The organism is Streptomyces sp. NPDC005811, from assembly GCF_040630405.1.
GTDB lineage: Bacteria > Actinomycetota > Actinomycetes > Streptomycetales > Streptomycetaceae > Streptomyces.
In genome coordinates, this window is sequence record NZ_JBEXXK010000022.1 from 91,789 (window position 1) to 115,360 (window position 23,572).

The following is a 23,572-nucleotide window of genomic DNA, read 5'->3' on the forward strand; positions in this document are numbered from 1 at the left end:
ATACTATAGTTGATTTTCCATGCGGAGATTGTACGTAGGTGATCTTGCTGAAGAGTGGGCTCTCCCGGTTTCCTACTCGAAGAGCTTCAACACCTCGGTCACCAGTTTGTCGACGTCGTCCAGGGAGCCGGTCGCAGCCACGTAACGGTCAGGTCTGACGACATAGACCTGGTCCTGGGGCCGGGCCAGCAGGAGATCCCGCAGGCCGCCGTGGGAGTCGAAGACCGCGAGGGTCTCGGTGTCCGGGCCGGCAGGGCGCTCACGCGGGTCCTCCTGCCCCTGACGGCGGTAGGAGGGAGGGGCGTGGACCTCGACCACCGCCGCCCCGAGCTCGGCCCAGGCCCGGGCCTTCGCCGGAGAGAGCCTCGCATGGGCACCTGGGACGAGTGACAGCAGCGCGAGCCGGTGTCCGAGGACCTCGTCGAGGAGTTCGCTGCGACCGTCGGTGGTCTGCACGCGGGGCTGCGGGAACGCCTTGCCCACCAGGGAGTTCTTCCCCTGCCGCGCTGCGCGTACGAAGCCCTCCTGATAGTGGGGGATCGGTTTGTACTTCATCTGCAGGATGTAGTCACGGGCTCCGGGGATGCGTTGCGCGCCCCGGAACGCCGTGTTGCGCAGCACCTCGGTGACGCGGCTGCGCGGCTGGTAGAGGCGGCCGATCCCGGTCGCGAACTCGACCATCGTCTTCGCCACCTCGCGGCGCTCCTGGTCATAGGTGTCCAGGAGGGAGTCGGCAGCATGGCCGCGCACGACCATGGCCAGTTTCCAGGCCAGGTTGGTGACGTCCCGGATGCCGGAATTCATGCCCTGGCCGAAGAACGGCGGCTGAAGGTGCGCGGCGTCGCCGGCGAGGAACACGCGGCCCTCACGGAACCGTGCAGCCGTGCGGGAGTGGTGCCAGTAGACGCGTCGGCGGATCGGCCGCGGCAGCTCTCCTGCCGGATAGAACGGCGCGATGAGCTCGGCCACCCTCGACGGCTCGGTCATCTCGGCCGGATCCTCGCCGTCGAGGATCTTGAACTCGAACCGGCGGTGGCCGAAGGGCAGCGGGATGGTCATCGACGGCCGCTTCGGGGAGGTGAACACCGCCGAGTACGGCGCGTCCCAGGTGTCGTCGGCCACGTCGACGACCAGCCAGGTCATCGGGGCTGTGTCGCCGAGCATCGGGATGTCGAGGATGCGCCGCAGGAAGCTGCGCCCGCCGTCGGCGCCCACGGCGTACCCGCCTGTGAGGACGCGCTCGCCGTCCGCGTGACGGGTGACCAGCCGCACCGACTTCTCGCCCGGATCGAGCTGGACCACCTCATGGCCCGACAGGAAGGTGACGCTGTCCCAGCGCTCCAGGCTGGCCCGCAGCTTGCGTTCGAGGTCGGGCTGGAAGAAGAGGTTGCGCCGTGGCCAGCCCTGGGGAGCCTGGGTCGGGGCGACATGGGCGAGGACCCGGCCGCGCGAGTCGTAATAGCGGATCGGGGCGTTGCGTACGGCGTCCTGGAGCACCGGCTCCGCCATGCCGAACGTCTGGAGGCTTCGCAGCGCCTCGTCGTCGATGCCGACGGCTCGCGGTTCCTCGATGACCTCGGCGTTCTGCTCGACGAGCGCCACGTGGAGGTCGGCGGCACCGAGCAGGTTGGCGAGCACCAGGCCCGCCGGCCCGGCACCGACGATCACCACGTCGAAGAATTCGGTCATGTCCACTCCCCTCACCCCAGCACGAACGGATCGCGGGTGGCGCCGGCGGTCTCGATCCACACGGCCTTGTCGACAAGGAAGTCCGAGAGCCCCTCAAGGCCGTTCTCCCTGCCGATGCCGCTGTGCCCACGTCCGCCGAACGGCATCGAGTAGTTGAGGGTGCGGTAGGAGTTCACCCACACCGTTCCCGCCCGCAGGCGTCGGCTGACGCCCAGCGCGCGGTTGACATCACGGGTCCAGATGCCCGCGGCGAGGCCGTACTGGGTATCGTTGGCGATCTCCACGGCCTCGTCGGTGTCGGAGAACGGGATCACCGTCAACACCGGTCCGAAGATCTCCTCCTGGGCCACGGCACTGGAGTTCGGCAACCCGGTGACCACCGTGGGCTCGAAGAACAGCCCGCCCCGGCCGCCGTCGGAGCCGCCCGTCACGATCTCGCCGCCCTCCTTCTGGGCCAGCCGGACGTAGTGCTGCACCTTCTCCCACTGGCCGCGGAAGCAGATGGGGCCCATCTCGGTCGCGCCGTCCAGCGGGTTGCCGAGCTTGATCGTGCGGGCCCGGGCGACGACGCGTTCCACCAGTTCGTCGTAGACGGACTGGTGGACCAGGGCCCGTGAGCCCGCGATGCACGTCTGACCGGCCGCGGCGAAGATGCCCGCGATGACGCCGTTGGCCGCGGCGGCCAGGTCGGCGTCCTCGAAGACGATGTTGGCCGACTTGCCGCCGAGTTCGAGGGTGACCGGTGTGAAGTTGCTGACGGCCGAGCGCGCCACCGCCACGCCCGTCACCTCGGACCCGGTGAAGGACACGTGCGCCAGCCGTGGATCGCCGACCAGCCACTCCCCCACCTCGCGGCGCGAACCGGAGACGGTGTTGACGGTGCCCGGCGGCAGTCCGGCCTCGGCCAGCAGCGAGCCCAGGCGCAGGACGGCGCTCGGGGCGTGCTCGGAGGGCTTGGCGACCACCGTGCACCCGGCCGCGAGGGCGGGCGCGAGCTTGAAGGTCAGCAGCAGCAGCGGCGAGTTCCAGGGAAGCACGGCCCCGACGACGCCCGCGGCCTCCTTCGCGACGAACCCGAAGAACTCCCGTTTGCCGGTGTCGACCACCCGGCCGTCGATCTTGTCGGCCAGGCCGGCGTAATACTCGTAGAACTCGGGAAGTGCCTTGACCTGGCCCTTCATCTCCCGCAGGAGTTTGCCGTTGTCCCTGGTCTCCGCCTCGGCGAGCTCGTCGACGTGCTCGGCGAACACACGGCCGAGTGCACGGATGAGGTCACGCCGTTCGCGCCCCGTCAGGGCGCCCCACCCACCGGTGAACGCGGCATTCGCGGCCGCGACGGCGTCCCGCACATCGGCCTCGGTGGCCTCCGGGGCGGACGCCCACGGCTCGCCCGTATAGGGGTCGACCGAGGTGAAGGTGGACCCACCGCGGCGCTGTTCGCCGCCGATGGTCATCGCGAGTTCGAGCATCGTCTCCTCCTAGGTCGTTCCGGCGGACGCCCGGCCGGGCACGGTCACCCGCTCCAAAAGCGCGGTCGCTCCCTGCGCGAGCAGAGTCACGTCGGCGCCGACGCCCAGCAGTTGCGCACCCGCTTCGGCATAGGCCATGGCGTCGTCGGGGTCGAACGCGTTCACGCCGGCGGTCTTGCCCGCGGCGCGAACGGTCTCGATCGCCCCGAGCACCGCCGAACGCACGCGGGGGTCCCGGGGCCGGCCGAGCAGGCCCATGGAACCCGCCAGGTCGGCCGGACCGACGAACACCGCGTCGATGCCGTCGACGGCGGTGATCGCCGTGAGGTTCTCCAGTCCCGCGACGGATTCCACCTGGGCGAGGAGGGAGAACGTCGACTCGGCGTTCGTCAGGTAGTCGGGCACCCGGTTCCAGCGGCTGGCGCGGGCGAACCCGCCGCCCACTCCGCGCGCCCCGTCCGGCGGGTACCGCGTCGCCGCGACGATGCGCCGTGCGTCCTCGGCGGATTCGATCATCGGGACCATGAGCCCCCTGGCGCCGAGGTCCAGCAGCGTCCCGAGTTCCCGGGGTTCACGGCTTCCGACGCGCACGACGGTGAAGACCGGCGCGGCCTCCAGTACGCGGAGCTGGGCGAGGAGCCGGTCCGGTGAGCAGAACGAGTGCTCGGTGTCGATGATGATCCAGTCGGCCCCGGCTCCCCCGAGGATCTCGGCGGCGGTGTCCGACGCGGACGCGATCCACAGACCGCGCATCACCTCGCCGGCCGCGAGGGCGGACCGCCATGCCGCCGCGTCGACGGCCGCGTGGCCCCTGGGGTACTCGCTCACGTGAATCGGCACGACACCGCTCCGAGCTCACCGAAATCCGCCTCGACGAGGTCCCCGGCTACGACGTGGACGGAGCTGATGAAGGAGCCCGACAGCACGACGGACCCGGCGGTCAGGTGGTCTCCGTAGACGGCCAGCTTGTCGGCGAGCCAGGCCACGGCCCGCGCCGGGTCGCCCAGTACGGCGGTGGCGAGGCCCGTGTCCACGATCTCGCCGTTCACCAGCAGCTCCGCACCCACCGCGCGGGGACGCAGTTCGCCCGCGTCCGCGCGCCCGGGGCCGAGGACCAGCCCGGCGTCGGCCGCGTTGTCCGCGACCGTGTCGACGATCGAGCGCCGTCGGCCGGTCGCCGGGTCGGTCATCCGGACCCGGCTGTCGAGGATCTCGATGGCCGGGCACACGTAGCCGGTGGCGGCGCGCACATCCTCCGGTGTCACGCCCGGACCCCGCAGGTCCCGCTCCAGGACGTACGCCAACTCCATCTCGACCCGCGGGTAGTTGAAGGCCGCGGCGCTCGTCCGCCCGCCGTCGGGCACGCGCATGTCGTCATAGAGCACGCCGTAGTCGGGCTCCTCGATTCCCATGGCGCGCTGCATCGGGATGGCCGTCAGACCGACCTTGCGGCCGATGACTCCGCCTCCGCCGTCGAGCACCATGCGGACGCCCCGGCGCTGCACCGCGTAGGCGTCCTCGATGTCCATGTCCGGGTACTGGAGGGCGGGTTGAGGGATCGTGTGCACCTCGGCCCGGGCCCGGTGGAGGTCGGCCGCGAGCTTCTCGATCTCCGCGTCACTCAGCATCGTCGCGTCCGAGGAAGGCGAGGGCGGCGGGGTTGAACGTCGCGGGATCCTCGAAGTGCGGCCAATGCCGCACCTCGGGCATCTCCAGGACCTCGGCCCCGGGGATCAGGGAGGCCACTTTGCGGGCGGTGGTCTGGTACTCGCCGTGATCGGCGCCCGAGGCGACGACCAGCGTCGGAGCCTTGATCGACTCCCACTCGCCGACGTCGAGCAGGTTGCGGGGGCGGATCTCCGGGTCCTGGAGCGCCAGGAGATGGTCGATCGTGGCGCGGGTGTCGTCCCGGCGGTAGATCATCTGCCGCAGGGCGATCAGGTCCGGCAGCCGCCGCTCCTTACGCGCGATGAGGTGCTCGAACATGGCCTTGATCGAGTCCCACTCCGGGTTCTGAACCGCCTTGGTGCGCTCGGCCCGGATGCGCGCCATGTTGGACTGGGTGGCCACGAGTCCGGCCGGCGACATGAGCACCAGTCGGCGCATCCGCTCGGGGTGCGACACGGCGATCCGGGCCGCGACCCACGCGCCCAGCGACATGCCGATGAAGTGCGCCCGGTCTACTTCGAGTTCACGCATGACGCCCAGGACGTGATCGACGTACACCGGCACCTCGTACGGCTGGTCGGGCTTGTCGCTGAAGCCGTTGCCGACCATGTCGAACGCCACGCACCGGTACCGCCCGCTCAGCGGGCCGAGCGCGGTCGCGAAGGTCTCCCAGTGGCCTCCGGTGCCGTGCAGCAGGACCACGGGGACCCCGTCGGCGGGACCGGCCTCGACGACCCGGGTGCGCACGCCGTCGACGTCGACCCAGCGCTGGGTGAAGGCGACCTCGGCCAGTGACTGCCACACACTGCTCTCGCTCATGAGCCCACTCCCTGCGACGTCAACGCCTGGTCGGTTACCGGCGGGGCATCCCAGACCCGCGCCGGTACCTCCAGTTCGGCGTCGCCCACGACCACCACGGCACCCTCGTCGGAGGTCAACGACAGCTGCACCGCGACCCGCACGCCGTCCTCGCGGGGGGTCACTTCGGTGACCTCCCCCGCACAGGTAAGACTCGCGCCGAGCCAGACCTGGTCACGGAACTTGACTGAGAACCGGCGCACGGCGTCGGTGCCGAACAGGTCGGCCACGTAGGTGGAGAGCAACGCGGCCTGGTACATGCCCTGCGCGAAGACGCCCCGGTAGCCGGCGGCCACGGCGTAGTCCTTGTCGTAGTGGATCGGATTGAAGTCCCCCGACGCACCGGAGTACTTGACCAGCATCTCCGAGGTGACCGGTCCGAAGACCCGCGTCGGCAGCGCCCCTCCGGCCTGTTTCCACGTCACGAGGGTGCTCCTCCGCGCTCGATGAGCGTGCTGCGCATACGGGCCGCCACCTTTCCGTCACGTGCGTCGGTGAAGGTGGTCTCCACCACCGCGAACCTCATGAGACCGCCCCGGCTGCCGCGTTTCTCGAAGCGCTCGACCAGGCGTTCCTGCGCGACGAGTTCCATACCCGGCTCCAGCGGGCCATTTGGGTAGAAGAACTCCTGGCTGCCGTGCAGCAGCCGAGCGCGGTCGAACCCGGTGACGGCCTTGTCCTCAGGGCCGAACCACTGGTCCACGGTCATGGGAAAGGTCCAGGGTGCCGCGTCAGTGTCCTCCCCCGTGGGCCACTGGACGGCTCGCCGGAACTGACGGACCGCTCCCTCTTCGACCTTGAAGCGCACCGATCGCCCCTCGTCCCTGGTCGTGCCGCCGCTCATGCGGTCACCTCCGGGACGAACTCGGGGGCGCTGTAGCGGTCGTCCAGCCGGCGAGGGCGCAGGACGACCGGGAGTCCGATCTCCACGACCGCGGGGTCGGCGCCGTCGAGGTTGGCCGTGATCCGCGGCCCCTCCTCCAGGTCGACCATCGCCACCACGTACGGCAGCCGGTCACGGAACGGCGGGAGGTCGTTCAGGTGGACGACGGAGTAGGTGTAGACCCGGCCACGGCCGCTGGCCCGCACCCACTCCACCTCCTCGCTCCAGCAGAGGGGGCACATGCCCCGCGGATAGAAGTAGAGGTGCCCGCACGGGACGCACTGTTCAAGGAGCAGCCGGCCCTCGTTGAGGGCCTGCCACCACTTCTCGGTGTGGTCGTCGGTCTGGGGCAGGTCGAACCTGGGTCCGGCCGGGCGCGCGGTCGAGTCGGTCACGGGGCTCATCCGATGCTCAGCCCCGGGGCCTGGACCCGGAACAGCCGGGTGCCCAGCAGACGGCCCAGTTCGTTGGCGTCCCAGCGCTGGCCGCCGTTGGAGACGGACGCGGCCTCGGTCCACGGCTGCATCAGATGGATCTTGTCCCCGATCGCGCGCAGCACCTGTCCGTTGACGTAACCCGCCTCGTCGCTGGCGAGCCAGGCCACGAGCGGGGAGCTGACGGCCGGGTCCATCGGGTCGAACTCGTCGCCGTCGATCTCGTCGGCCTCGCGGATCCGCACGTCCCACTTGCCCACGGAAGCTGTGATCCGCGTGTTGGCGGCCGGGCCGATGCAGTTAACGGTCACGCCCGTCCGGCTCAGTTCGAGGCTCAGGGTGAGCGTGAGACCGGCGACGGCGGCCTTGGCCGCGGCATAGTTGGACTGGCCGAAGTTGCCCACCAGCCCCGCGCCCGACGTCGTGTTGATGATCCGCGCGTTCAGCCGCTCCCCGGCCTTGGCCCGCTCACGCCAGTGCTGGGCCGCGTAGTGCGAGGTCAGCCAGGTGCCCCGCAGGTGGACGGCGATGACCTTGTCGAAGTCCTCGGGGGTCATCTTCCACACGACCTTGTCGCGCACGATACCCGCGTTGTTGACGACGACGTCGAGTTTGCCGAAGGCGTCGACGGCACGGCCGATCATCAGCTCGACGTCGGCATCCGAGCTGACGTCGCCGTAGTCGGCGATCGCCTCGCCGCCCGCTTCCTTGATGAGTGCTACGACGTCGTCGGCGTCCTTGCCCGACCCCTCACCGGAGACGGAACCGCCCAGGTCGTTGACAACGACCTGCGCGCCGTGGCGCGCGAGTTCGAGAGCGTGTCCCCGCCCGATGCCGTGACCCGCGCCGGTGACGAGGGCGACCTTTCCCTCCAACAGGTGTGACATTGACGTCCTTTCACATCTGGAATCACGAACTGGGCGGTCAGTCCCGCGCGAGGATCACGGTGGCGGAGGAGGAGAACCAGCCTCCGGTCCCGCTCACACAGGCCAGGGCGGCGTCCGGCACCTGCCGGGCCTCCGCTTCACCGCGAAGCTGCCGGGTAGCCTCGACGAGCAGGAACAGGCCTCGCATCCCCGGGTGGCAGGCCGACAGACCTCCGCCGTCGGTGTTCACCGGGAGCCCGCCGCCGGGGCCGATCCCGGTCTCGGTGACGAATGCGCCGCCCTCGCCCTTCGCGCAGAACCCGAGGTCTTCGAGGGTGACCACGACTCCGTAGGTGAAGGCGTCGTAGATCTGGCACACGTCGATGTCCGAGGGGGTGACACCGGCCCGTTTGAAGGCCAGGGGCCCGGTGACCGCCGCCGGGGAGACCGTGAAGTCCTCCCACTGGCTCATCGTCGAGTGTGAGGCGTGTTCGGCGCTGCCGAGCACCCGTACGGGTGTCTGCGGCAGGTCCCTCGCGCGGTCCTCGGTGGTGAGGATCACCGCGGCCGCGCCGTCGGAGCGCAGGCAGCAGTGCGGCGAGGTGAAAGGAGTGGCGATCATGCGCGCGCCGTGCACGTCGTCGAGCGACATCGGGGTACGGCGCTCGGCGGCCGGGTTGAGCTCGGCGAACCGTCGGGCCTCGACCGCCACGGTCGCGAGCTGGTCGATCGTCGTGCCGTACTCGTGCATGTGGCGCTGGGCGGCCATGGCGTACTTCGACACCAGGCTGGCACCCGCCGGCGTGTCGAACTGCGCGGGACCCGCCGAGCCGAACGACATGTTGGCTGAGCGTCGGCCCAGTTTGACGTCGGACCGCGCCGTCGAACCGTAGGCGAGCAGAACCGTCTCGGCATGCCCCTGCGCGATCGCGTCCACGGCGTGCGCGGCCATGACCTCCCAGGTGCTGCCGCCCACCGAGGTCGCCTCCAGCCAGGTGGGGCGCAGGCCCAGGTGCTCGGCCACCTCGATCGGCGGGAGCACTCCGAGCCCGGTGGAACCGAACCCGTCGATGTCCTCGGGCTTCAGTCCGGTCTCCACGAGCGCCCTGCGCGACGCGCGGGCCAGGAGTTGGAACGCCGAGAACTGCGGCACCGATCCGCTCTCGGCGAGCCCGACTCCTGCGATCGCCACGCGGCGGTTCATCGGCCCACGAACTTCGGCGCACGGCGTTCGAGGAGGCTGGCCAGCCCCTCGGCGCGGTCCTCGGTGGTCGAGTTCAGGGCCACGCTGGCGCGCTCCTCGGCGGCGGAGTGAGCCAGTGAGGAGTCCATGGCCCGGCGGTAGAGCTGCTTGGCCAGGCCGAGGGAGCGGGTCGGGCCGGCGGCGAGTCGTTCGGCGAAGTCGCGTGCGGTGGGCATCAGTTCCTCCGTCGGTACCGACCGCGAGATGACGTTCCAGCTCTCCAGGGTCGCGGAGGTGATCGAGTCCGAGAGCAGGGCGATCTCCGCCAGTCGGCGGTAGGGCACGAGCCGGGTCAGGAAGTACGGGTCGCCCGCGTGGGGCACCATGCCGGCCCGGGTGAAGACATGGGTCCAGCGTGCTTGGGAGTCGGCCACCACGATGTCGCCCAGCAGGGCCAGCAGCCATCCCACGCCGCCGACGGAGCCGTTGACCGCCGTCACTACGGGGGTCTCCATCGCCCAGAGCACCTCGAAGAGCTCGGCGAACGGCTCGTACACCGTCCGGTAGTCGAGCGTCGAGTCGGTCTGGCGCGTCGACTCCTGCGACATGTCGGCACCCACGCAGAAATGGCGCCCGCTGCCCGTGATCAGGATCGCCCGAACACCTTCGGCCTGGGCCCCTCGCAGGAAGGCAGTCAGTTCGGTCGCCGTCACCCGGTCAACGGTGCCTGGCCCCGACGGCGCGAGCGTGAGCTCGGCGACCCCGTGGGCGACCCTGACCGAGACGTCGCCCAAGTGGCGCTCGACCATGCGTTCCTCCCTACTCCCAGAATTATATATAACATATTAAATGTCAGAGTCGTGAGTGAATGGTTCGATACCCCTTTCACCAACCACCCCGCACTGTGATGCCCATACCAGTGATCCACTCGGACACCGGCTCATAGCCGACGGTGGAGAACGGGTCGGTGCCGCCTGCCGCACCGGCCGCGATCCAGGTCCGGACCTCGTTGGCCCCGACCCCGGCCTCCCGCGTCGCGTGCTCGGCCATCGCCAGCAGGGTCTCCACGTCCCACTTCTCCATGGCCCTGAGGAAGGCCATGTCCCAGCCCGGCTTGACCAGGCGGCTCGCCAGCTCGAAGCCGGCTTCGAGCTGGGCCCGACGCTCCTCCTCGGTTTTGTCGTGACGCTCGTCGAGAAGGCTCGGCGGCGCGTGTGACAATCCCCCGGTGCCGATGAGCAGGATCCGCCGGTCCAGTGGCTCGAGCACCTCACCGACGACCCGGCCGAACTCGTGGACCCGCCCCGGGGCCGGCAAGGGCGGGCTCGCGCAGTTCACCGCGATCGGGACCACCGGGACGGTGGCCGCCTCGGGAAGCAGCAGGCGCAGCGGCTGCCCGAAAGCGTGGTCCAGCGCCACGCCCCTCGCCACCGCCAGGTCGAAGCCACGGTCGATGATGCTCTCGGCGAGGCGTCGCACCAGCGGCTCCGGAACGGGCAGCGGCCCGCCGGCCGCACCGCCCTCCGCCCGCAGCGTCCCATGCAGGACGACACCGAACGTCGGCACGACGTGGGCGAACGCCCGTCTGTGGTCCCCTCCGAAGACGACCACGAGCTCCGGGTCGAACTCCGCGACCGATCGACGCACTCGCGCCATCGCCGCCCGGAAGTCCTGGCCGAGAACGCCCGCCGCGTCCCGGTCCAACCCCGGCGCATGACTGGCGCAGACCGTCATGTAGCTCGACATAGTCCGCTCTCCCCCGTCGACCGTCGGGGCAGGACCGTCACCGGTCCCGCATCAGTTCGGCCGCTAGAGACACGTATAGAGAAAACGATCACTCGAAACGAAACGGTGGAGCGCCGCGGCAAGGCGATCCGCTCCCCGACTCCTGGGCGGGGGGCGCCTGCCCTCTCGCACCTCGTTCATATATACTATATTTATTTGCCTGCCAAGTCAAGCGACCCCGGTCGGCCCGCCACATCGACGCCTGAGTCAATATACTATATATACTTGCGGATCGTTCATGACGAACGGAGGTCACGAGACGCACGTCCGATGTGATCGCGTCACGGTGCTCCCACATCGCCGGCCGGTGGGTCGAGGGCGAGAAACCCTGCCCGGTCACCGATCCCGCGTCCGAGACCGAGGTGTGCGTCCTCTCGGCCGCTCCCCTGCAGGATGTGCGAAAGGCCGTCACGGAAGCACGGCGCAGTTTTGACGACGGTGTCTGGACAGACCGTCCGGCGCGGGAGCGCGCTCAGGTCGTACGAGCGTTCCTCGACCGGCTCGAATCCATGCGCGACGAACTCGTCGCCACTCTTGTCGCCGAGGCGGGTCAGCCAGTCCCGTTCGCCGAGACCACCCAGGTCGAGGCGGGTCTCGCTCTCGCCCGCGCCACGGTCGACCTGTACCTGTCGCTCCCCGAGGAGGAGGCGACCGGGGTACCGGTCGGCGAGCTGGTGCGCGGACGGGTGGCGCTGAGCGTGCGCCGTCACGAACCGGTCGGCGTGATCACCGCGATCACTCCCTACAACGCGGCGCTGCTGATGGCGCTGCAGAAGGTCGTCCCGGCGCTGCTCGCCGGCAACTCGGTGGTCCTGCGGCCGAGCCCGCTTACTCCGCTGTCCTCGCTGAGCCTCGGCGTCGCGGCCGAGGATGCCGGACTGCCACCGGGCGTCCTCAGCGTGGTGATCGAGGACGGGCCGGCCGGCGCCGAACTGCTCACCAGCCACCTGGGCCTCGACCTGGTGTCTTTCACCGGCTCGACCGCGGTCGGCCGCCGGATCCTCGCCCAGGCCGCCCCGACGGTGAAGCAGGTCGCGCTGGAACTCGGCGGGAAGTCCGCGCAGATCTACCTGCCGGACGCGCGGCACCGAGTCGGTCCTGGGGCCGCGGCCGTCGTCGCGATGACTTCCGGTCAGGCGTGCTCCGCGGCAACCCGCATGCTGGTGCCCGAGGAGCGGAAGGAGGAGGTGCTGGCCACTGTGTCGGCCGTCCATGCCGGACTCCCGGTCGGCCCGCCCACCGCGCCCGGCACGATGCTCGGGCCGGTGATCAGCGACGGGCAGCGGGCCCGCTGCGAGGAGTTCGTCGCGCTCGTCCTGCGGCACGGCGGCAGGGTGGTGACGGGCGGTGGACGGCCCGCCGGACTGGAGCGCGGGTACGCGGGTACTACGTGGAACCGACCGTCCTCGACGTGCCGGACAACGGCAACCCCGCCGCCCAGGAGGAGAGCTTCGGACCGGTGCTCACGGTGATCGGCTACCGCGACCTCGACGACGCGGTACGGATCGCCAACGACACTCCCTACGGCCTCTCCGCACACGTCCACTCGGCAGACGCGGCGGCGGCGACGGTCCTGGCCCGCCGGATCCGCAGCGGGACGCAACGCCGACACCGGCCTGCTCAGCGCCTACGCGCCCAACGGCGGCTACAAGCAGAGCGGGCTCGGGCGTGAGCGCGGGACCGAGGGAATACGCGCCTTCCAGGAGGTCAAGCACATGGTCATCGGCGAGCTCGCCCGCTGAGACCCCGCGCCGACTCCCCGCACCATGACGTCGCCTTCATGTGCGAGGTCTGCGGGGGGGGCCGTCCGAGCCGGGGAGGTGTGTCCCGGACGGCCTGCCCCCGCGCCGCCGTGGACCAGAACGCTGTCGTGCTCGTGGCCCAGTAGGCGTCGTAGGCGGTCACACGCCGGACGTAGACCGCGACGGAGCTCGCGAAGAGGCCCCCCGTTCGAGGAGCGCGTAGCGGGTGAGACAGGAGCCGAGGAAGCCGGTGCCGCCGGTGACCAGCAAAGTCGTCGGCGACCTCCGAGGCAGTTCCGCACGGGCAGGGACAGGCGACGGACAGACCTCATGGACACTGCTCTCCTCCTCCACTGATCACGGACGGGCCCTGCCCGAGGGCACATCAGGCCTTCACCGGCCCGGCTCGGGTGCGCCGCCGGCGATCCGCAACGACGCGGGGCCGAACGCGCCACTGGCGATGAGCGGCTCGTCGACGAGCCGCTGCAGGCTCTGGCTCTTGATCCGCCAACCGTCAGCCGTTCTGCGGTAGGTGTCGTGATAGTGCCCGTATCCCCGGACGCCGAACTGGCCGGGCAGGTCGGTCGGCGAGTGGCTGTGGATGGCGGGATCCCAGTACAGGACCTCCTGCATCGCCCAGACCCCGTGCACCTCGACGTCACTCACCTGCTCGAAGCGGGGCGTGAATCCCTGGTGCACGCAGGTGATCCCGGCCAGTCGTTCGGCCAGCAAGTCCACGAAGGCGGTCGGGTCGGAGTCCCCGGACGCGCCGATCGCCGCATCGGGCGCGAACAACTCGGCCGGCTGAGGCCACTGCTTCCTGTTCGACGAGCGAGGTACGGCTTCGGCGGGTGGGGAGGTTCCCGCGGCATCGGCGCCCGGCCGGAGCGACCCGCTCCGCCCCTAGCCCTCTGTGCCTGCCCCTCCTCCGCCGCGACGATTGACGGGCCGCTAGAACATAATATATTACATTGAGTGGGGCGAGCCGCGGAACCTGACAGCTCCTACGCCTCAGCGAAGCGAGGGAGGCGATCCGCCTCCGTGCGACCAGCCGGTTGACCCCCGCACCCGTACCAGTCCGGCCAGCCGAAAGGACAGCCCCGATGACGAGTTCGGACAAGTTCGACGACTTCTTCATCAGCCACGTCGAGTTGATGCACCGGCCTGGTGAACTGGATCTCGCGATCAAGTTCTTCGAGGCCCTCGGGTGCGTCACGGAAGACCTCACCGAGGACTTCAACGCGCCGTGGACCATCACAGGCATCTTCTCGGGCAAGGGCGACCGCAGCGACGTACTCAACAACGTCCTCTACCTCAGCGAACTGCGGGAGCCTGACGCGCAGCTCGACCGTCATCTCAGCGCGCTCGCCGCCGGAGAGGGCGAGCTGGGCGAAGCGCTCCGCGCCTACGACCAGATCCGGAGGCGGCCGGGTGACGTGACGCACTTCGGCCTGCGGTACGAGACCTTCGAGGAGCTGGCCGAGGTGACCGACCGGCTCACCAACGAGCTGCCGGAGGAGCTGAAGGGGCGGGTCACGGTGATACCGACGGGTCCGCTCCCCCTGCCCCGGACCGGTCGCGAGGTGAACCAGGCCTTTGTCCACACGGATGTGATCGGTGGCGGCCTGTACCCGTTCGGCCAGCTGATCGAGCTGCAGGGCCAGCGTCCGCTGCCGCAGGGCTGACACCCCACTCGGCTTCGTCCGCCGCGCTCACAGCCGCCGTCGGGCGACCAGGCTCATTCAAGAGATTCCGGCTGAACTCGACAGGGACTGACGCACCAGCGCATACGCCGCGGCATCCGATTCGAGCCACCCACCCCGCATCCGCAATGCCTGCCGCCGGCTCACGTCGCGTCGTGACCGCAGGCCGTACCCGTCTCCATGACGAGAAGGACGGTGCACTATGTCAACCGAGCTTGGACACCCGCTGGACCTGACCGGGAAGGTCGCCCTGGTGACCGGCGGCAACAGCGGGATCGGGCGCGCCGCCGCGACCGCGTTGGCGCGTGCCGGGGCCTCGGTCGCGATCTGGGGCCGGCGCAAGGAGCGCAACGAGGCGGTCGCCGAGGAATTGCGTGCGATCGGCGCCACGGTGCACGCGGCGTCCGTCGACATCTCCGACCCGGAGGCCGTCCGTGCCGGTGCCGAAGAGGTGATCGAGACACTCGGCCGGCTCGACATCGCCTTCGCCAACGCCGGCGATCTCGTGCCGAGCGCCGCTTTCCTGGACACCGGCGACGAGGCCCGCGCGCAGCAGTTCGGGACGGTCCTGGACGGAACGTGGAACACCGTGGCCGCGGCGGCCCGGCACATGGTGGCTCGGGCCGAGGCCGGTGACCCGGGCGGGTCGATCATCCTGACCGGCAGTCTGGCGACGAAGCACGGGGCGCCGGGGCTCGCCCACTACGGAGCCGCCAAGGCCGCCCTCGTCGGCCTCGCGAAGAGCACGGCCGTCGAGTTCGGCCGGTACGGCGTGCGCGTGAACGTGATCAACCCGGGGTTCATCGCGACGGAGACCGGCGGAGCCCCGTTCGCCGAGTTGCTGGCCCAGAGGGCGCCCGTCCCTCGCTACGGACAGCCCGGCGAGATCGCCGGGGCTGTCGTCTATCTCGCCAGCGATGCCGCCGCCTACCACACCGGTGACGTCCTGACGATCGACGGCGGCTGGACGTCCGCCGTGATGTGAGTCCGGTCGTAGCGAGGCCTGCCCACGGGGCAGGCCAGGCTCGGACTCCATGAATTTCACAGATTCCGCGATGAAGGGGAAACCGTGGCGGTAGACAACGCTTTGGGACAGGCATTCACCTACAACCGGAAGACGGAGCTCACGGCCGAGGAGAAGGCCAACGTCGAGCTGGTGAACAGCTTCGTGATGTCGTTCTGGAACCCGGAGGAGATCCTGTACTCCTCCATCGCACCTGACGGCGTGGTCCGCACCGCGCATGTCCTGCCGCCGACGGTCGGACCGGAGGGCTGCAGGGAGCAGATCTTCCAGCACCTGAAGTCGACGGACCGGGTCGATGTCAAGATCCATGACACCTTCGCCGAGGGCCCCATCGTCGTCAACATCCGGACCGACATCGTGCAGTCGGAGGACAAGCCCGATCAGCCGTTCCCCCTCGTCGGCGTCTTCTACCTGAAGGACGGCCGGATCCAGGAGTGGACCGACTACGTGTGCGGAGCGTCCTGAGCGCCGATGCGCGCACCCGGCCGCCGACGGTGGACGCGGCAACGCGTCCACCGTCGGCGGCGGTTGAACAACCTCCAGAGGAGATGACGATGACCCAGGCCGACCCGTTCGCGCAGCCCGTTCCCGACCACATCCCACCGGAAATGGTGCGGGAGCACCCCGTGTCCCGCGGTTCGACGACCACCGAGCTGCCGCACGCCGTGCTGGCACAGATCCAGAACGGCCCCGAGGTCTACTACGCGCCCTCGGTGCCGCTGGGCGGTGGCGCATGGGTGTTCTGGCGGGCCGACCACTGCCGCAAGATCGCGATGGACGCCGAGCACTTCAGCAGCAAGGACCAGTTCCCGTTCTCGATGCTGACCGGTGGCGAGTGGCGCATGATCCCCGCGGAGATCGATCCGCCGAGCCACCTGGACTACCGGAAGATCCTCAACCCCCTTCTCTCGCCGGCCGCGATCGAAGCCCTTGAGGACAAGGTCAACGAGTACGCGCGCGAGTCCGTGGCCACCTTCAGGGCACGCGGACACGTCGAGTTCATGAAGGAGTTCGCCCTCGAGTACCCGGTCCGGATCTTCCTCGAGTTGATGGGCCTGCCCCTCGACCGGACAGAGCAGTTCCTCGCCTGGGAACACGGGATGATCTACGCCCCCACCCTGCAGCAGGTGCAGACCAACACCCAGGCCGTGGTGGACTATCTGAGGTCGGAGATCGACGCGCGCCGGGACGCGCCGGGTGACGACTTCATCGGCCGCATCCTGCGCTCCGACATCGCCGGCCGCAAGCTCGACGACAACGAGCTGCTCGGTATCTGTTTCACGCTGTACATCGGGGGGCTGGACACCGTCGCGGCCCATCTCGGCCATCTCGTTCGCCACCTCGCCGAGAACCATGACGACCAGGCCTACCTGCGCGCGAACCGGGACAGGATCGACGACGCCATCGAGGAGCTGATGCGGGCCTACGGCGCCACGAGCGTGATGCGTCAGTGCGTCGGTGACACAACGGTCGGCGGCGTGACGGTGAAGGCCGGAGACCGGGTCCTGCTGTTGTTCTCGTTGGCCGGTCGTGACCCCGCCGAGTTCTCGAATCCGCACGCCATCCAGTTCGACCGGAAACCGCGGCACGTCAGTTTCGGTTACGGCCGGCACCTGTGCATGGGAATGCACCTGGCCCGCCGTGAACTGCGTGTCGCGATCAACACCCTGTTCGACATGCTCCCGCCCTTCCGCATCGCCTCGGACGCCGAGATCGTCAGTGACATGGGCGGGATGATCCAGCCGCAGTCGCTCCCGCTCGTCTGGGACGTGTAGCGGCCGGCGCCGAGGGGTCCTGTGCCAGGCCGGGACCGTGATGGTCGGGCGCAAGTGACCGGGTCCCGCTTCGGACCACCAGTGCCGGACCGGCCGTCGAGGCCGGAGGAGGCTGGACGGCGAGGCGGGGCCCGGTCGCGTTTCCCGGTGGCCTGCGCCGTGTCCGGTCAGCGCATCACACTCGCCGAGGCTCTTCGCCCGGCTCAGTACGAAGCTGACGTCACGTCGCGGTCGGCCGCATCGACGACTTCGCCAAGAGCGCACGTCCGGACAGACGTGACCGGCCTGAACCCATGCCGGGCGGGCATGGGTTCAGGCCGTTCGCCGCACGCCGTGTCAGTCCTCCTGGTGGAAGAAGTCGGTGCCCGCCGAGCTTCCGCGGCGGACCCAGGGCTGGTGGACAAGGCTTCCGCCGTCGACGAAGAAGGTCTGTCCGGTGATGTAGGACGCCTTGCCGGAGGACAGGTAGACCACCAGGTGGGCGACATCGTCCGCCTCGCCGAGGCGCGGGGTCAGCATGCAGTCCTGGAACCTCTCCTTCATCTCGTCCGGCCAGATCGAGAGCAGCTCGGGGGACCACACTCCGCTGGGCGCGATGACGTTGCACCGTACGCCCTGCTGCCCGTAGGTGGTGGCGATGGACCGGGTGAGGCCGATCTGCGCGGCCTTCGAGGAGGAGTAGGCGATCAGTCCCAGGTCTCCGGCGAACGCCGCGGTCGAGGTGAAGTTCACGATCGTCCCCGACCCCTGCGCGATCATGGTGGGAAGGAAGTGCTTCGCCGTCAGCATGGGACCGCGGAGGTTCACCGCCATGACCCGGTCCCAGAACTCCGCCTCCATGGTGGTGATGTCGCCGTCCATCGGCGCGAGGTCCAGCGCGGCGGCGACGTTGGCGAGGCTGTCTATCCGGCCGTACTCGCCGAGCGTCGTCTTGACCAGCTCGACGACCGAAGCCTCTTCACTGACGTCGACGACCTGCCCGATGGCCTTCCCTCCCGCTGCCTCGATGTCGGCGACAATCTCGTCGATCTTGGCTGCGGCCAGGTCCGCGACGACGACGGTGGCACCCGCCTCCGCCAGGCGGCGTGAGCACGCGGAGCCGATGTACCCGGCTCCCCCCACGACAACGGCGACCTTGTCAGTGAGTTCCATGGCTTTCCTCTCGCTCGACACTGAGACTAAATCTATAATATATATTACATGCAATACGGGAGGTGTGCCCGCCCTGCAAGCACGGATCGCCCGAAGTCGGCGCCCGTCGAAGCCTTGACCGCACCCACCCCGAGAAATATATTATGTACAATGACTGTCAGGTTGGCAGTGCCACCGCGCACTCCGCCAGGGCCCGCTCGCCGGCCGGGCGCAGGCCTCGATCCCGACCGCTTCGCATCTCGTAGACCACCCGAAGGGATTCGCGCCTTGGGCAGCACCATTGCGGAGATCGCAACGCTGCGAGACTCCGCCGACGTTCTCGACGACCACGAAGAGCTGAACCGCCGCTGGAACGCGGACGGGTACCTGTTCCTGCGTGGCGTCCTCGACACCGACGCGGTGGAGAGGCTCCGCCGCGCGTACATGAACTGTCTGCACGAACAGGGGTTGGTCACGTCCGTCGACGGCGAGTCCGTGTGGACGGGCGAGCCGGTCAAGGGCAGCCGTGCCATCGAGTACGAGGACCTCGGTGAGGCATGGAGGGCCCTGGCGAACGACCCCGGGACCGAGCGCACACTCCGCGTGGTACTCGGGGAATCGCCGTCGTGGCTGCCCATCGTCTCCTACCGGGCCGCCCTGCCGAGTGAAAGCACACCCGACGACCCGTTCGTCGCCCGCCACCAGGACGGCTTCTACAACCCCGGACTCGATCTGAGGATCTGCTGGATCCCCCTCATGCCGATACCCGCCGATCTCGGGGGCCTGGCCGTCGCCGAGGCACACCACAGCGGCGTCCTGCACGACGGGAAGAGCCAGGCGATCCCGGCCGAGAAGGTGGCGGAGGAATCCTGGCGGCGCATCGATTACCTGCCGGGCGACATCCTCATCTTCAACAAGTTCACGCCGCACTCGGGGCTCGCGAACACCTCGGACCGGATCCGGCTGTCGATCGACATCCGGGTGCTCAACACGGCGGCGCCGAAGCCGGTCGTCGGTGCGGTCGAGAGCATCGACGACTCCAGTGTCACGATCCACGACGAGGACGGCGCCGACGTGACGCTGGCCATCGACGACAGCACCTATATCCGGGGACTGGGCGCCGTACAGTCCCGGTCGGCCAGAGCGCACTTCACTACGGGCGACCGTGTCCTCGCGGCGACCGACGCCGGCCGCACACGTGCCGTGCTGGTCCGCACGGCGACCTGAGCCATCGGCAGCCGGCCGGGTCCTGGTCAACGGGCACCTCGGGCGACGCACCCGCCATGGACTCACGTGGCCCGACCCACCTGGCTCGGTACGGCCGGCGGGCGGACAGGGCACAGCAGACCGCGCGCGACTTCCCGCCTCGGTCGCGGCCGGAACACCCACGCACGCCTCGTGCCTTCGAGGCGTCCGCAGAGCCGTCCGGACAGGTGGGTCGTTCGCCCGGACGCCCGACCCGCGTGAACGACCTTCAGGATCCACCGGAGACGACCACCGTCCCGAAACAGCGGACAGGGGCGGCCGACCGGATACAGCGCGGAGCCGCGTGCCGTGGGTGCCGGCTCCGGGGCGGGACACCCCCCGATGGGCGCGAGCTCGAAGCGGCCTCGGATGCAGCAGGCGTGACATAGGGCCGAGGAGCACTTGATGCGCGTTTTGGACGGGAAATCCGTGATCGTCACTGGGGCCGGCCGGGGCATCGGCGCGGCGTATGCCGAGGCGATCGCCGCGGCAGGAGGGCAGGTCGTCGTCAACGACGTCGACGGCCCTGCCGCCGAGGAGGTGGCGGTGCGGATCCGCGAGCAGGGCGGTGCGGCGGTGGGCGCACCCGCGGACATCACCGACTGGACACAGGCCGAGCAACTCGTGGACCGGTGCGTGAGCGAGTTCGGTTCCCTGGACGGTCTGGTGAACAACGCCGGGATCTTCGAGATGTCGATGCCCGGTGAACTCACCTCGGCCCAGCTGGCGCGGATGTGGAATGTCAACGTCAACGGACTGGCAGCCTGCACGCTGCCCGCCATGCGGCACATGATGCAGGCGGGCTCGGGCTCCATCGTCAACGTCACCTCGGGCGCGCACCTGGGCATCCCCTACATGGTCGGCTACGGCGCGACCAAGGGGGCGGTCGCCTCCATGACCTACTGCTGGGCGATGGAGCTGGCCCCGCACGGAGTACGCGTCAACGCGATCTCCCCACTGGGGCTCACCGGCCAGACGACCACCTCGGCGGCCTTCGCCGACACCCACCGGCTCGCGAGCATGAGCGGACTCGGCACCGGCAACAAGCCCGACGCCTCCGCCAACGCCCCGGTGGCGGTGTACCTGCTGTCCGAGAAGTCGCACCGGGTCACCGGCCAGATCGTACGCATCGAGGGAACAGCGCTCTCGCTGATCGCGCATCCCGCCGTTCGCGAGCCGATCCTGCGCCGCGAGTCGGGCTGGTCGGCCGACGTCATCGCGGAGGTGTTCGAGGGCGAACTGGGAGGGCACCTGGTCCCCCTGGGGGTCACGCCCTTGTTGCGCGCGGAGTACCTCGACGGCGCCTCGGCTCTCTGGAGTGCGGACCGGGACGCCAAGGACCCGGTGGGAACCGAAGGATCGAGGCAGCGTTGAGCGGGCAGCACACAGGACACGGGGACCGCATGGGTGACTACGACATCGCCGTCATCGGCGCCGGCCTCGGCGGCGTGTACGCCATGCACCGGTTCACGAGTCAGGGATGGTCGGTTGTCGGGCTCGAAGGCGCGAGCGACGTCGGCGGGGTCTGGTACCACAACCGCTACCCGGGTGCCCGGGTCGACCTGGACAGCCTGGACTACTGCTACTCGTTCTCCGAGGACGTCTGGCGCTCCTGGCAGTGGCGTGAACGCTACGCCTCCCAGCCCGAGTTGCTCGGCTACCTCAACTCCGTGGCCGACCGGCTCGACGTACGGCGCCACTTCCACTTCGAGACCTGGCTGAACGGCGCGACCTGGGACCCGGCACGACGCCGGTACGACCTGATCACGGCCGACGGCCGCCGGTTGTCGTGCCGCTTCCTCGTCCTCACCACCGGACAGCTCTCGGCGGCCCGGAAGCCCGGCTTCCCGGGCCTGGACAGGTTCCGCGGACAGTGGGTGATGACCAGCCACTGGCCGCAGGACGAGGTCGAGACGACGGGCAAGCGCATCGCCGTCATCGGCACGGGCTCCTCGGGGGTCCAGACGATCTCGACGCTCGCGTCGGAGGCCGAGCACCTGTACGTGTTCCAGCGCACGGCCAACTACGCGGTGCCGGCGCAGAACCGGCCGCTCGACGGCATGGTCCAGAAGGAACTCGGCGACCGGCTCCCGGTCGAGCGCGAGCATCTGCTCACCGACACCGCGGGTGGGGTCCGGATCCCCGAACCACAGCACCCGATGAGCCACTACGTCACGGCCGAACGCGACGCGATGCTCGTACGCCAGTGGGAGGCCGGCGGCCAGGGCATGAACTCGGTCTTCCTCGACCAGGGGCGGGATCCGCAGGTCAACGACGTCGTCGCGGACTTCGTGCGGGACCGCATCCGTGGGGCGGTACGCGACCGCGCGGTGGCCGAGGCCCTGTGTCCCACCTATCCCATCGGAACCCGGCGGCTGTGCCTGGAGATCGGCTACTACGACGCCTTCAACCAGGACAACGTGTCGCTGGTCGACCTGCGGGACGACCCGATCATCGAGATCACCGAGACCGGCCTCCGTACCCGCGACCACCACCACGAGGTCGACCTCATCGTCTTCGCCCTGGGGTTCGACGCGTTCACCGGGGCCATCGACGGGGCCAACATCCGCAACGAGCAAGGGATCACCCCCACGGACCGGTGGCGCTCCGGCCCGCGCACCCAGCTCGGCATGATGACCGCGGGCTTTCCCAACCTGTTCCTGCCCACGGGACCGGGCAGCCCTTCGGTGCTCGGCAACCTCTTCCTGCAGAACGAGTACTCGATCGACTGGATCGCCGACTGCATCGCCCACCTCGATGAGAAGAAGTACGCCAGTATCGAGCCGAGCGAGGCCGGCGAGGCGGAGTGGACGGCTCACGTCGCTCAGCTGGCGCAGGGCCTGCTGCGGCTCGGTATTGACAACTACATGGTGCACGTGTCCGACGACGGCTCCAGGACGTTCATTCCCTACATCGGCGGTGTCCGGCGCCATGTCGCGAGCATGCGTGAGGCCGCCGCAGGGGACTACGCGGGATTCGACCTGCGCTGAACAGATCGGACAGATCGGCCGCCACGGCGGCTGACGCGCGCGCCGTCGCGCGCACCGCCCCCGCTGCCCCGCAACGCAGCCGGGTCTAGGAGAGCGTATGGATGTGGACCCCGAACTCGCCGGCCTGATCGAGGTGTTCCCCACCCGTCGAGTCGACTGGGCGGCGGCGACGCCGTTCGACGTCCCCCGGATCCGCGAGGCGATCGCGGCGGCGGCGCGATCGGCTTCGCCGCCCCCCGTGGCATCGGGTACGGCGGTGCAGGACATCGAGGCCGATGTGCCCGGTGAGGGGCGCGTACGCGTGCGCGTCCACCGCCGGGAAGGCCCGCGCGGTCCTGCTCCGGCGCCAGGGTTGGTGTGGATCCACGGCGGGGGCTTCATCCTCGGGTCGGCGCTGGCTCCCGACGCCCGGGTGGAGCGATGGGTCGTGGAACTCGGCCTGGTCGTGGTCTCCGTCGACTACCGCCTGGCTCCCGAGTATCCGTACCCCGCCCCGCTGGAGGACTGCGCGGTCGCATGGGAGTGGGCCTGCCGGCACGCCGCCGAACTCGGTATCGATCCGGTGCGTCTTGGGGTGGGCGGCGGCAGCGCGGGTGCCGGTCTGGCCGCCGCGCTGTCGCTCCGGCTGCGCGACCGGGGACCGGCCGTCCCCGCGTTCCAGCTCCTCCACTATCCGATGCTCGACCACCGCACCGGTCACGGTGCGGTGGTCGAGGATCCGATCTGGCCGGCCGCCGCGAACCGGCTCGGCTGGGCCTGTTACCTCGGAAAGGACGGGACCGCGGCCGAGGTGCCCGCGCACGCCTCACCCGCGCTGGCGGACGACCTTTCGCGTCTGCCGCCCACCGGGATCTTCGTGGGCGGGGCGGATCTCTTCTGCCAGGAAGACCTGGCCTTCGCGACGCGCCTCTTGGAAGCGGGCGTTTCAGTGGATCTGGGCGTCTACGCGGGGGCACCCCACGGATTCGACGGCTTCGCCCAGACCGATGTCGCCAAGCGCTGTCGCCGCGACATGACGGACTTCCTACGGCGCGTCACCCGGCAGGCATCCCCCACCCGCAATGCCGGGAGCGGGGAACCGGGATTCCCTTCGGAGCAGACCCCTTGACCGCGACATCGAATCCCGC

The 23,572-nt window shown here is 69.6% G+C and carries 22 protein-coding genes and 2 pseudogenes; 10 read left to right on the forward strand and 14 right to left on the reverse strand.

Annotated features, from left to right (window positions below):
* Positions 1–72: 72 nt before the first annotated feature.
* From ABZ490_RS24055 to ABZ490_RS24110, 12 genes are all read right to left on the reverse strand, one after another.
* Entirely contained in the window at positions 73–1,689 is a 1,617-nt protein-coding gene (locus tag ABZ490_RS24055) for a bifunctional 3-(3-hydroxy-phenyl)propionate/3-hydroxycinnamic acid hydroxylase (RefSeq protein ID WP_358993317.1), read from the reverse strand.
* 11 nt (positions 1,690–1,700) lie between these two features.
* Complete coding sequence (locus ABZ490_RS24060; protein WP_358993320.1) at positions 1,701–3,158, reverse strand: aldehyde dehydrogenase; 1,458 nt, start codon at positions 3,156–3,158, stop codon at positions 1,701–1,703.
* 9 nt (positions 3,159–3,167) lie between these two features.
* Complete coding sequence (locus ABZ490_RS24065; protein WP_358993323.1) at positions 3,168–3,998, reverse strand: aldolase/citrate lyase family protein; 831 nt, start codon at positions 3,996–3,998, stop codon at positions 3,168–3,170.
* Positions 3,983–4,786: a fumarylacetoacetate hydrolase family protein gene (locus ABZ490_RS24070; protein ID WP_358993326.1), complete on the reverse strand. Its 804-nt coding sequence runs from the start codon at positions 4,784–4,786 to the stop codon at positions 3,983–3,985. The genes ABZ490_RS24065 and ABZ490_RS24070 overlap by 16 nt, the downstream gene beginning before the upstream one ends.
* Positions 4,776–5,645: an alpha/beta hydrolase gene (locus ABZ490_RS24075; protein ID WP_358993329.1), complete on the reverse strand. Its 870-nt coding sequence runs from the start codon at positions 5,643–5,645 to the stop codon at positions 4,776–4,778. The genes ABZ490_RS24070 and ABZ490_RS24075 overlap by 11 nt, the downstream gene beginning before the upstream one ends.
* The gene (locus tag ABZ490_RS24080; RefSeq protein WP_358993332.1) at positions 5,642–6,109 is read right to left on the reverse strand and encodes a MaoC/PaaZ C-terminal domain-containing protein; all 468 of its coding nucleotides are present in this window, start codon (positions 6,107–6,109) and stop codon (positions 5,642–5,644) included. The genes ABZ490_RS24075 and ABZ490_RS24080 overlap by 4 nt, the downstream gene beginning before the upstream one ends.
* Entirely contained in the window at positions 6,106–6,528 is a 423-nt protein-coding gene (locus ABZ490_RS24085) for a MaoC family dehydratase N-terminal domain-containing protein (RefSeq protein WP_358993335.1), read from the reverse strand. The genes ABZ490_RS24080 and ABZ490_RS24085 overlap by 4 nt, the downstream gene beginning before the upstream one ends.
* Positions 6,525–6,962: a Zn-ribbon domain-containing OB-fold protein gene (locus tag ABZ490_RS24090; protein WP_358993338.1), complete on the reverse strand. Its 438-nt coding sequence runs from the start codon at positions 6,960–6,962 to the stop codon at positions 6,525–6,527. The genes ABZ490_RS24085 and ABZ490_RS24090 overlap by 4 nt, the downstream gene beginning before the upstream one ends.
* A 5-nt stretch (positions 6,963–6,967) precedes the next feature.
* Positions 6,968–7,888 (reverse strand): SDR family NAD(P)-dependent oxidoreductase, encoded by a 921-nt coding sequence (locus tag ABZ490_RS24095; RefSeq protein WP_358993341.1) that lies wholly within the window; start codon positions 7,886–7,888, stop codon positions 6,968–6,970.
* A 37-nt stretch (positions 7,889–7,925) separates the two neighbouring features.
* The gene (locus tag ABZ490_RS24100) at positions 7,926–9,071 is read right to left on the reverse strand and encodes an acetyl-CoA acetyltransferase (protein WP_358993344.1); all 1,146 of its coding nucleotides are present in this window, start codon (positions 9,069–9,071) and stop codon (positions 7,926–7,928) included.
* On the reverse strand, positions 9,068–9,859 hold the full coding sequence (locus ABZ490_RS24105; protein ID WP_358993347.1) for an enoyl-CoA hydratase-related protein: 792 nt from the start codon (positions 9,857–9,859) through the stop codon (positions 9,068–9,070). Before ABZ490_RS24105 ends, ABZ490_RS24100 begins: the two co-directional genes overlap by 4 nt.
* A 76-nt stretch (positions 9,860–9,935) precedes the next feature.
* A complete protein-coding gene (locus ABZ490_RS24110) occupies positions 9,936–10,796 on the reverse strand; it encodes a 3-carboxyethylcatechol 2,3-dioxygenase (protein WP_358993350.1) in 861 nt (286 codons plus the stop codon).
* 311 nt (positions 10,797–11,107) lie between these two features.
* Between ABZ490_RS24110 and ABZ490_RS24115 the strand changes: the two genes are divergently transcribed.
* Entirely contained in the window at positions 11,108–12,307 is a 1,200-nt protein-coding gene (locus ABZ490_RS24115; protein WP_358993353.1) for an aldehyde dehydrogenase family protein, read from the forward strand.
* Positions 12,247–12,577, forward strand: a pseudogene (locus ABZ490_RS24120) (aldehyde dehydrogenase family protein). The gene ABZ490_RS24115 and the pseudogene ABZ490_RS24120 overlap by 61 nt, the downstream one beginning before the upstream one ends.
* Positions 12,578–12,970: 393 nt before the next feature.
* Here ABZ490_RS24120 and ABZ490_RS24125 read toward each other — a convergent pair.
* Positions 12,971–13,402 (reverse strand): annotated as a pseudogene (locus ABZ490_RS24125) (nuclear transport factor 2 family protein); the annotation flags it as partial.
* Positions 13,403–13,680: 278 nt separating this feature from the next.
* Here ABZ490_RS24125 and ABZ490_RS24130 point away from each other — a divergent pair.
* From ABZ490_RS24130 to ABZ490_RS24145, 4 genes are all read left to right on the forward strand, one after another.
* Complete coding sequence (locus ABZ490_RS24130) at positions 13,681–14,262, forward strand: hypothetical protein (protein WP_358993356.1); 582 nt, start codon at positions 13,681–13,683, stop codon at positions 14,260–14,262.
* A gap of 220 nt (positions 14,263–14,482) precedes the next feature.
* A complete protein-coding gene (locus ABZ490_RS24135; RefSeq protein WP_358993359.1) occupies positions 14,483–15,265 on the forward strand; it encodes an SDR family NAD(P)-dependent oxidoreductase in 783 nt (260 codons plus the stop codon).
* An 84-nt stretch (positions 15,266–15,349) separates the two neighbouring features.
* A complete protein-coding gene (locus ABZ490_RS24140) occupies positions 15,350–15,769 on the forward strand; it encodes a limonene-1,2-epoxide hydrolase family protein (RefSeq protein WP_358993362.1) in 420 nt (139 codons plus the stop codon).
* 89 nt (positions 15,770–15,858) lie between these two features.
* Positions 15,859–17,079 (forward strand): cytochrome P450, encoded by a 1,221-nt coding sequence (locus tag ABZ490_RS24145; RefSeq protein ID WP_358993365.1) that lies wholly within the window; start codon positions 15,859–15,861, stop codon positions 17,077–17,079.
* Between the two features lie 336 nt (positions 17,080–17,415).
* On the opposite strand, the gene ABZ490_RS24150 is transcribed toward ABZ490_RS24145, so the two are convergent.
* A complete protein-coding gene (locus ABZ490_RS24150; protein ID WP_358993368.1) occupies positions 17,416–18,231 on the reverse strand; it encodes an SDR family oxidoreductase in 816 nt (271 codons plus the stop codon).
* 267 nt (positions 18,232–18,498) lie between these two features.
* On the opposite strand from ABZ490_RS24150, the gene ABZ490_RS24155 reads away from it, so the two are divergent.
* The 4 genes from ABZ490_RS24155 to ABZ490_RS24170 all read left to right on the forward strand — a co-directional run bounded on the left by ABZ490_RS24155 (position 18,499) and on the right by ABZ490_RS24170 (position 23,553).
* Positions 18,499–19,437 (forward strand): phytanoyl-CoA dioxygenase family protein, encoded by a 939-nt coding sequence (locus ABZ490_RS24155; protein ID WP_358993371.1) that lies wholly within the window; start codon positions 18,499–18,501, stop codon positions 19,435–19,437.
* Positions 19,438–19,860: 423 nt separating this feature from the next.
* Positions 19,861–20,829 (forward strand): SDR family oxidoreductase, encoded by a 969-nt coding sequence (locus ABZ490_RS24160; RefSeq protein ID WP_358993374.1) that lies wholly within the window; start codon positions 19,861–19,863, stop codon positions 20,827–20,829.
* Positions 20,830–20,858: 29 nt separating this feature from the next.
* Positions 20,859–22,445 carry an NAD(P)/FAD-dependent oxidoreductase gene (locus ABZ490_RS24165; RefSeq protein WP_358993377.1) on the forward strand — a complete coding sequence of 529 codons (1,587 nt, stop codon included), beginning with the start codon at positions 20,859–20,861 and terminating at the stop codon, positions 22,443–22,445.
* 97 nt (positions 22,446–22,542) lie between these two features.
* Positions 22,543–23,553 carry an alpha/beta hydrolase gene (locus ABZ490_RS24170; RefSeq protein WP_358993380.1) on the forward strand — a complete coding sequence of 337 codons (1,011 nt, stop codon included), beginning with the start codon at positions 22,543–22,545 and terminating at the stop codon, positions 23,551–23,553.
* Positions 23,554–23,572 lie beyond the last annotated feature (19 nt).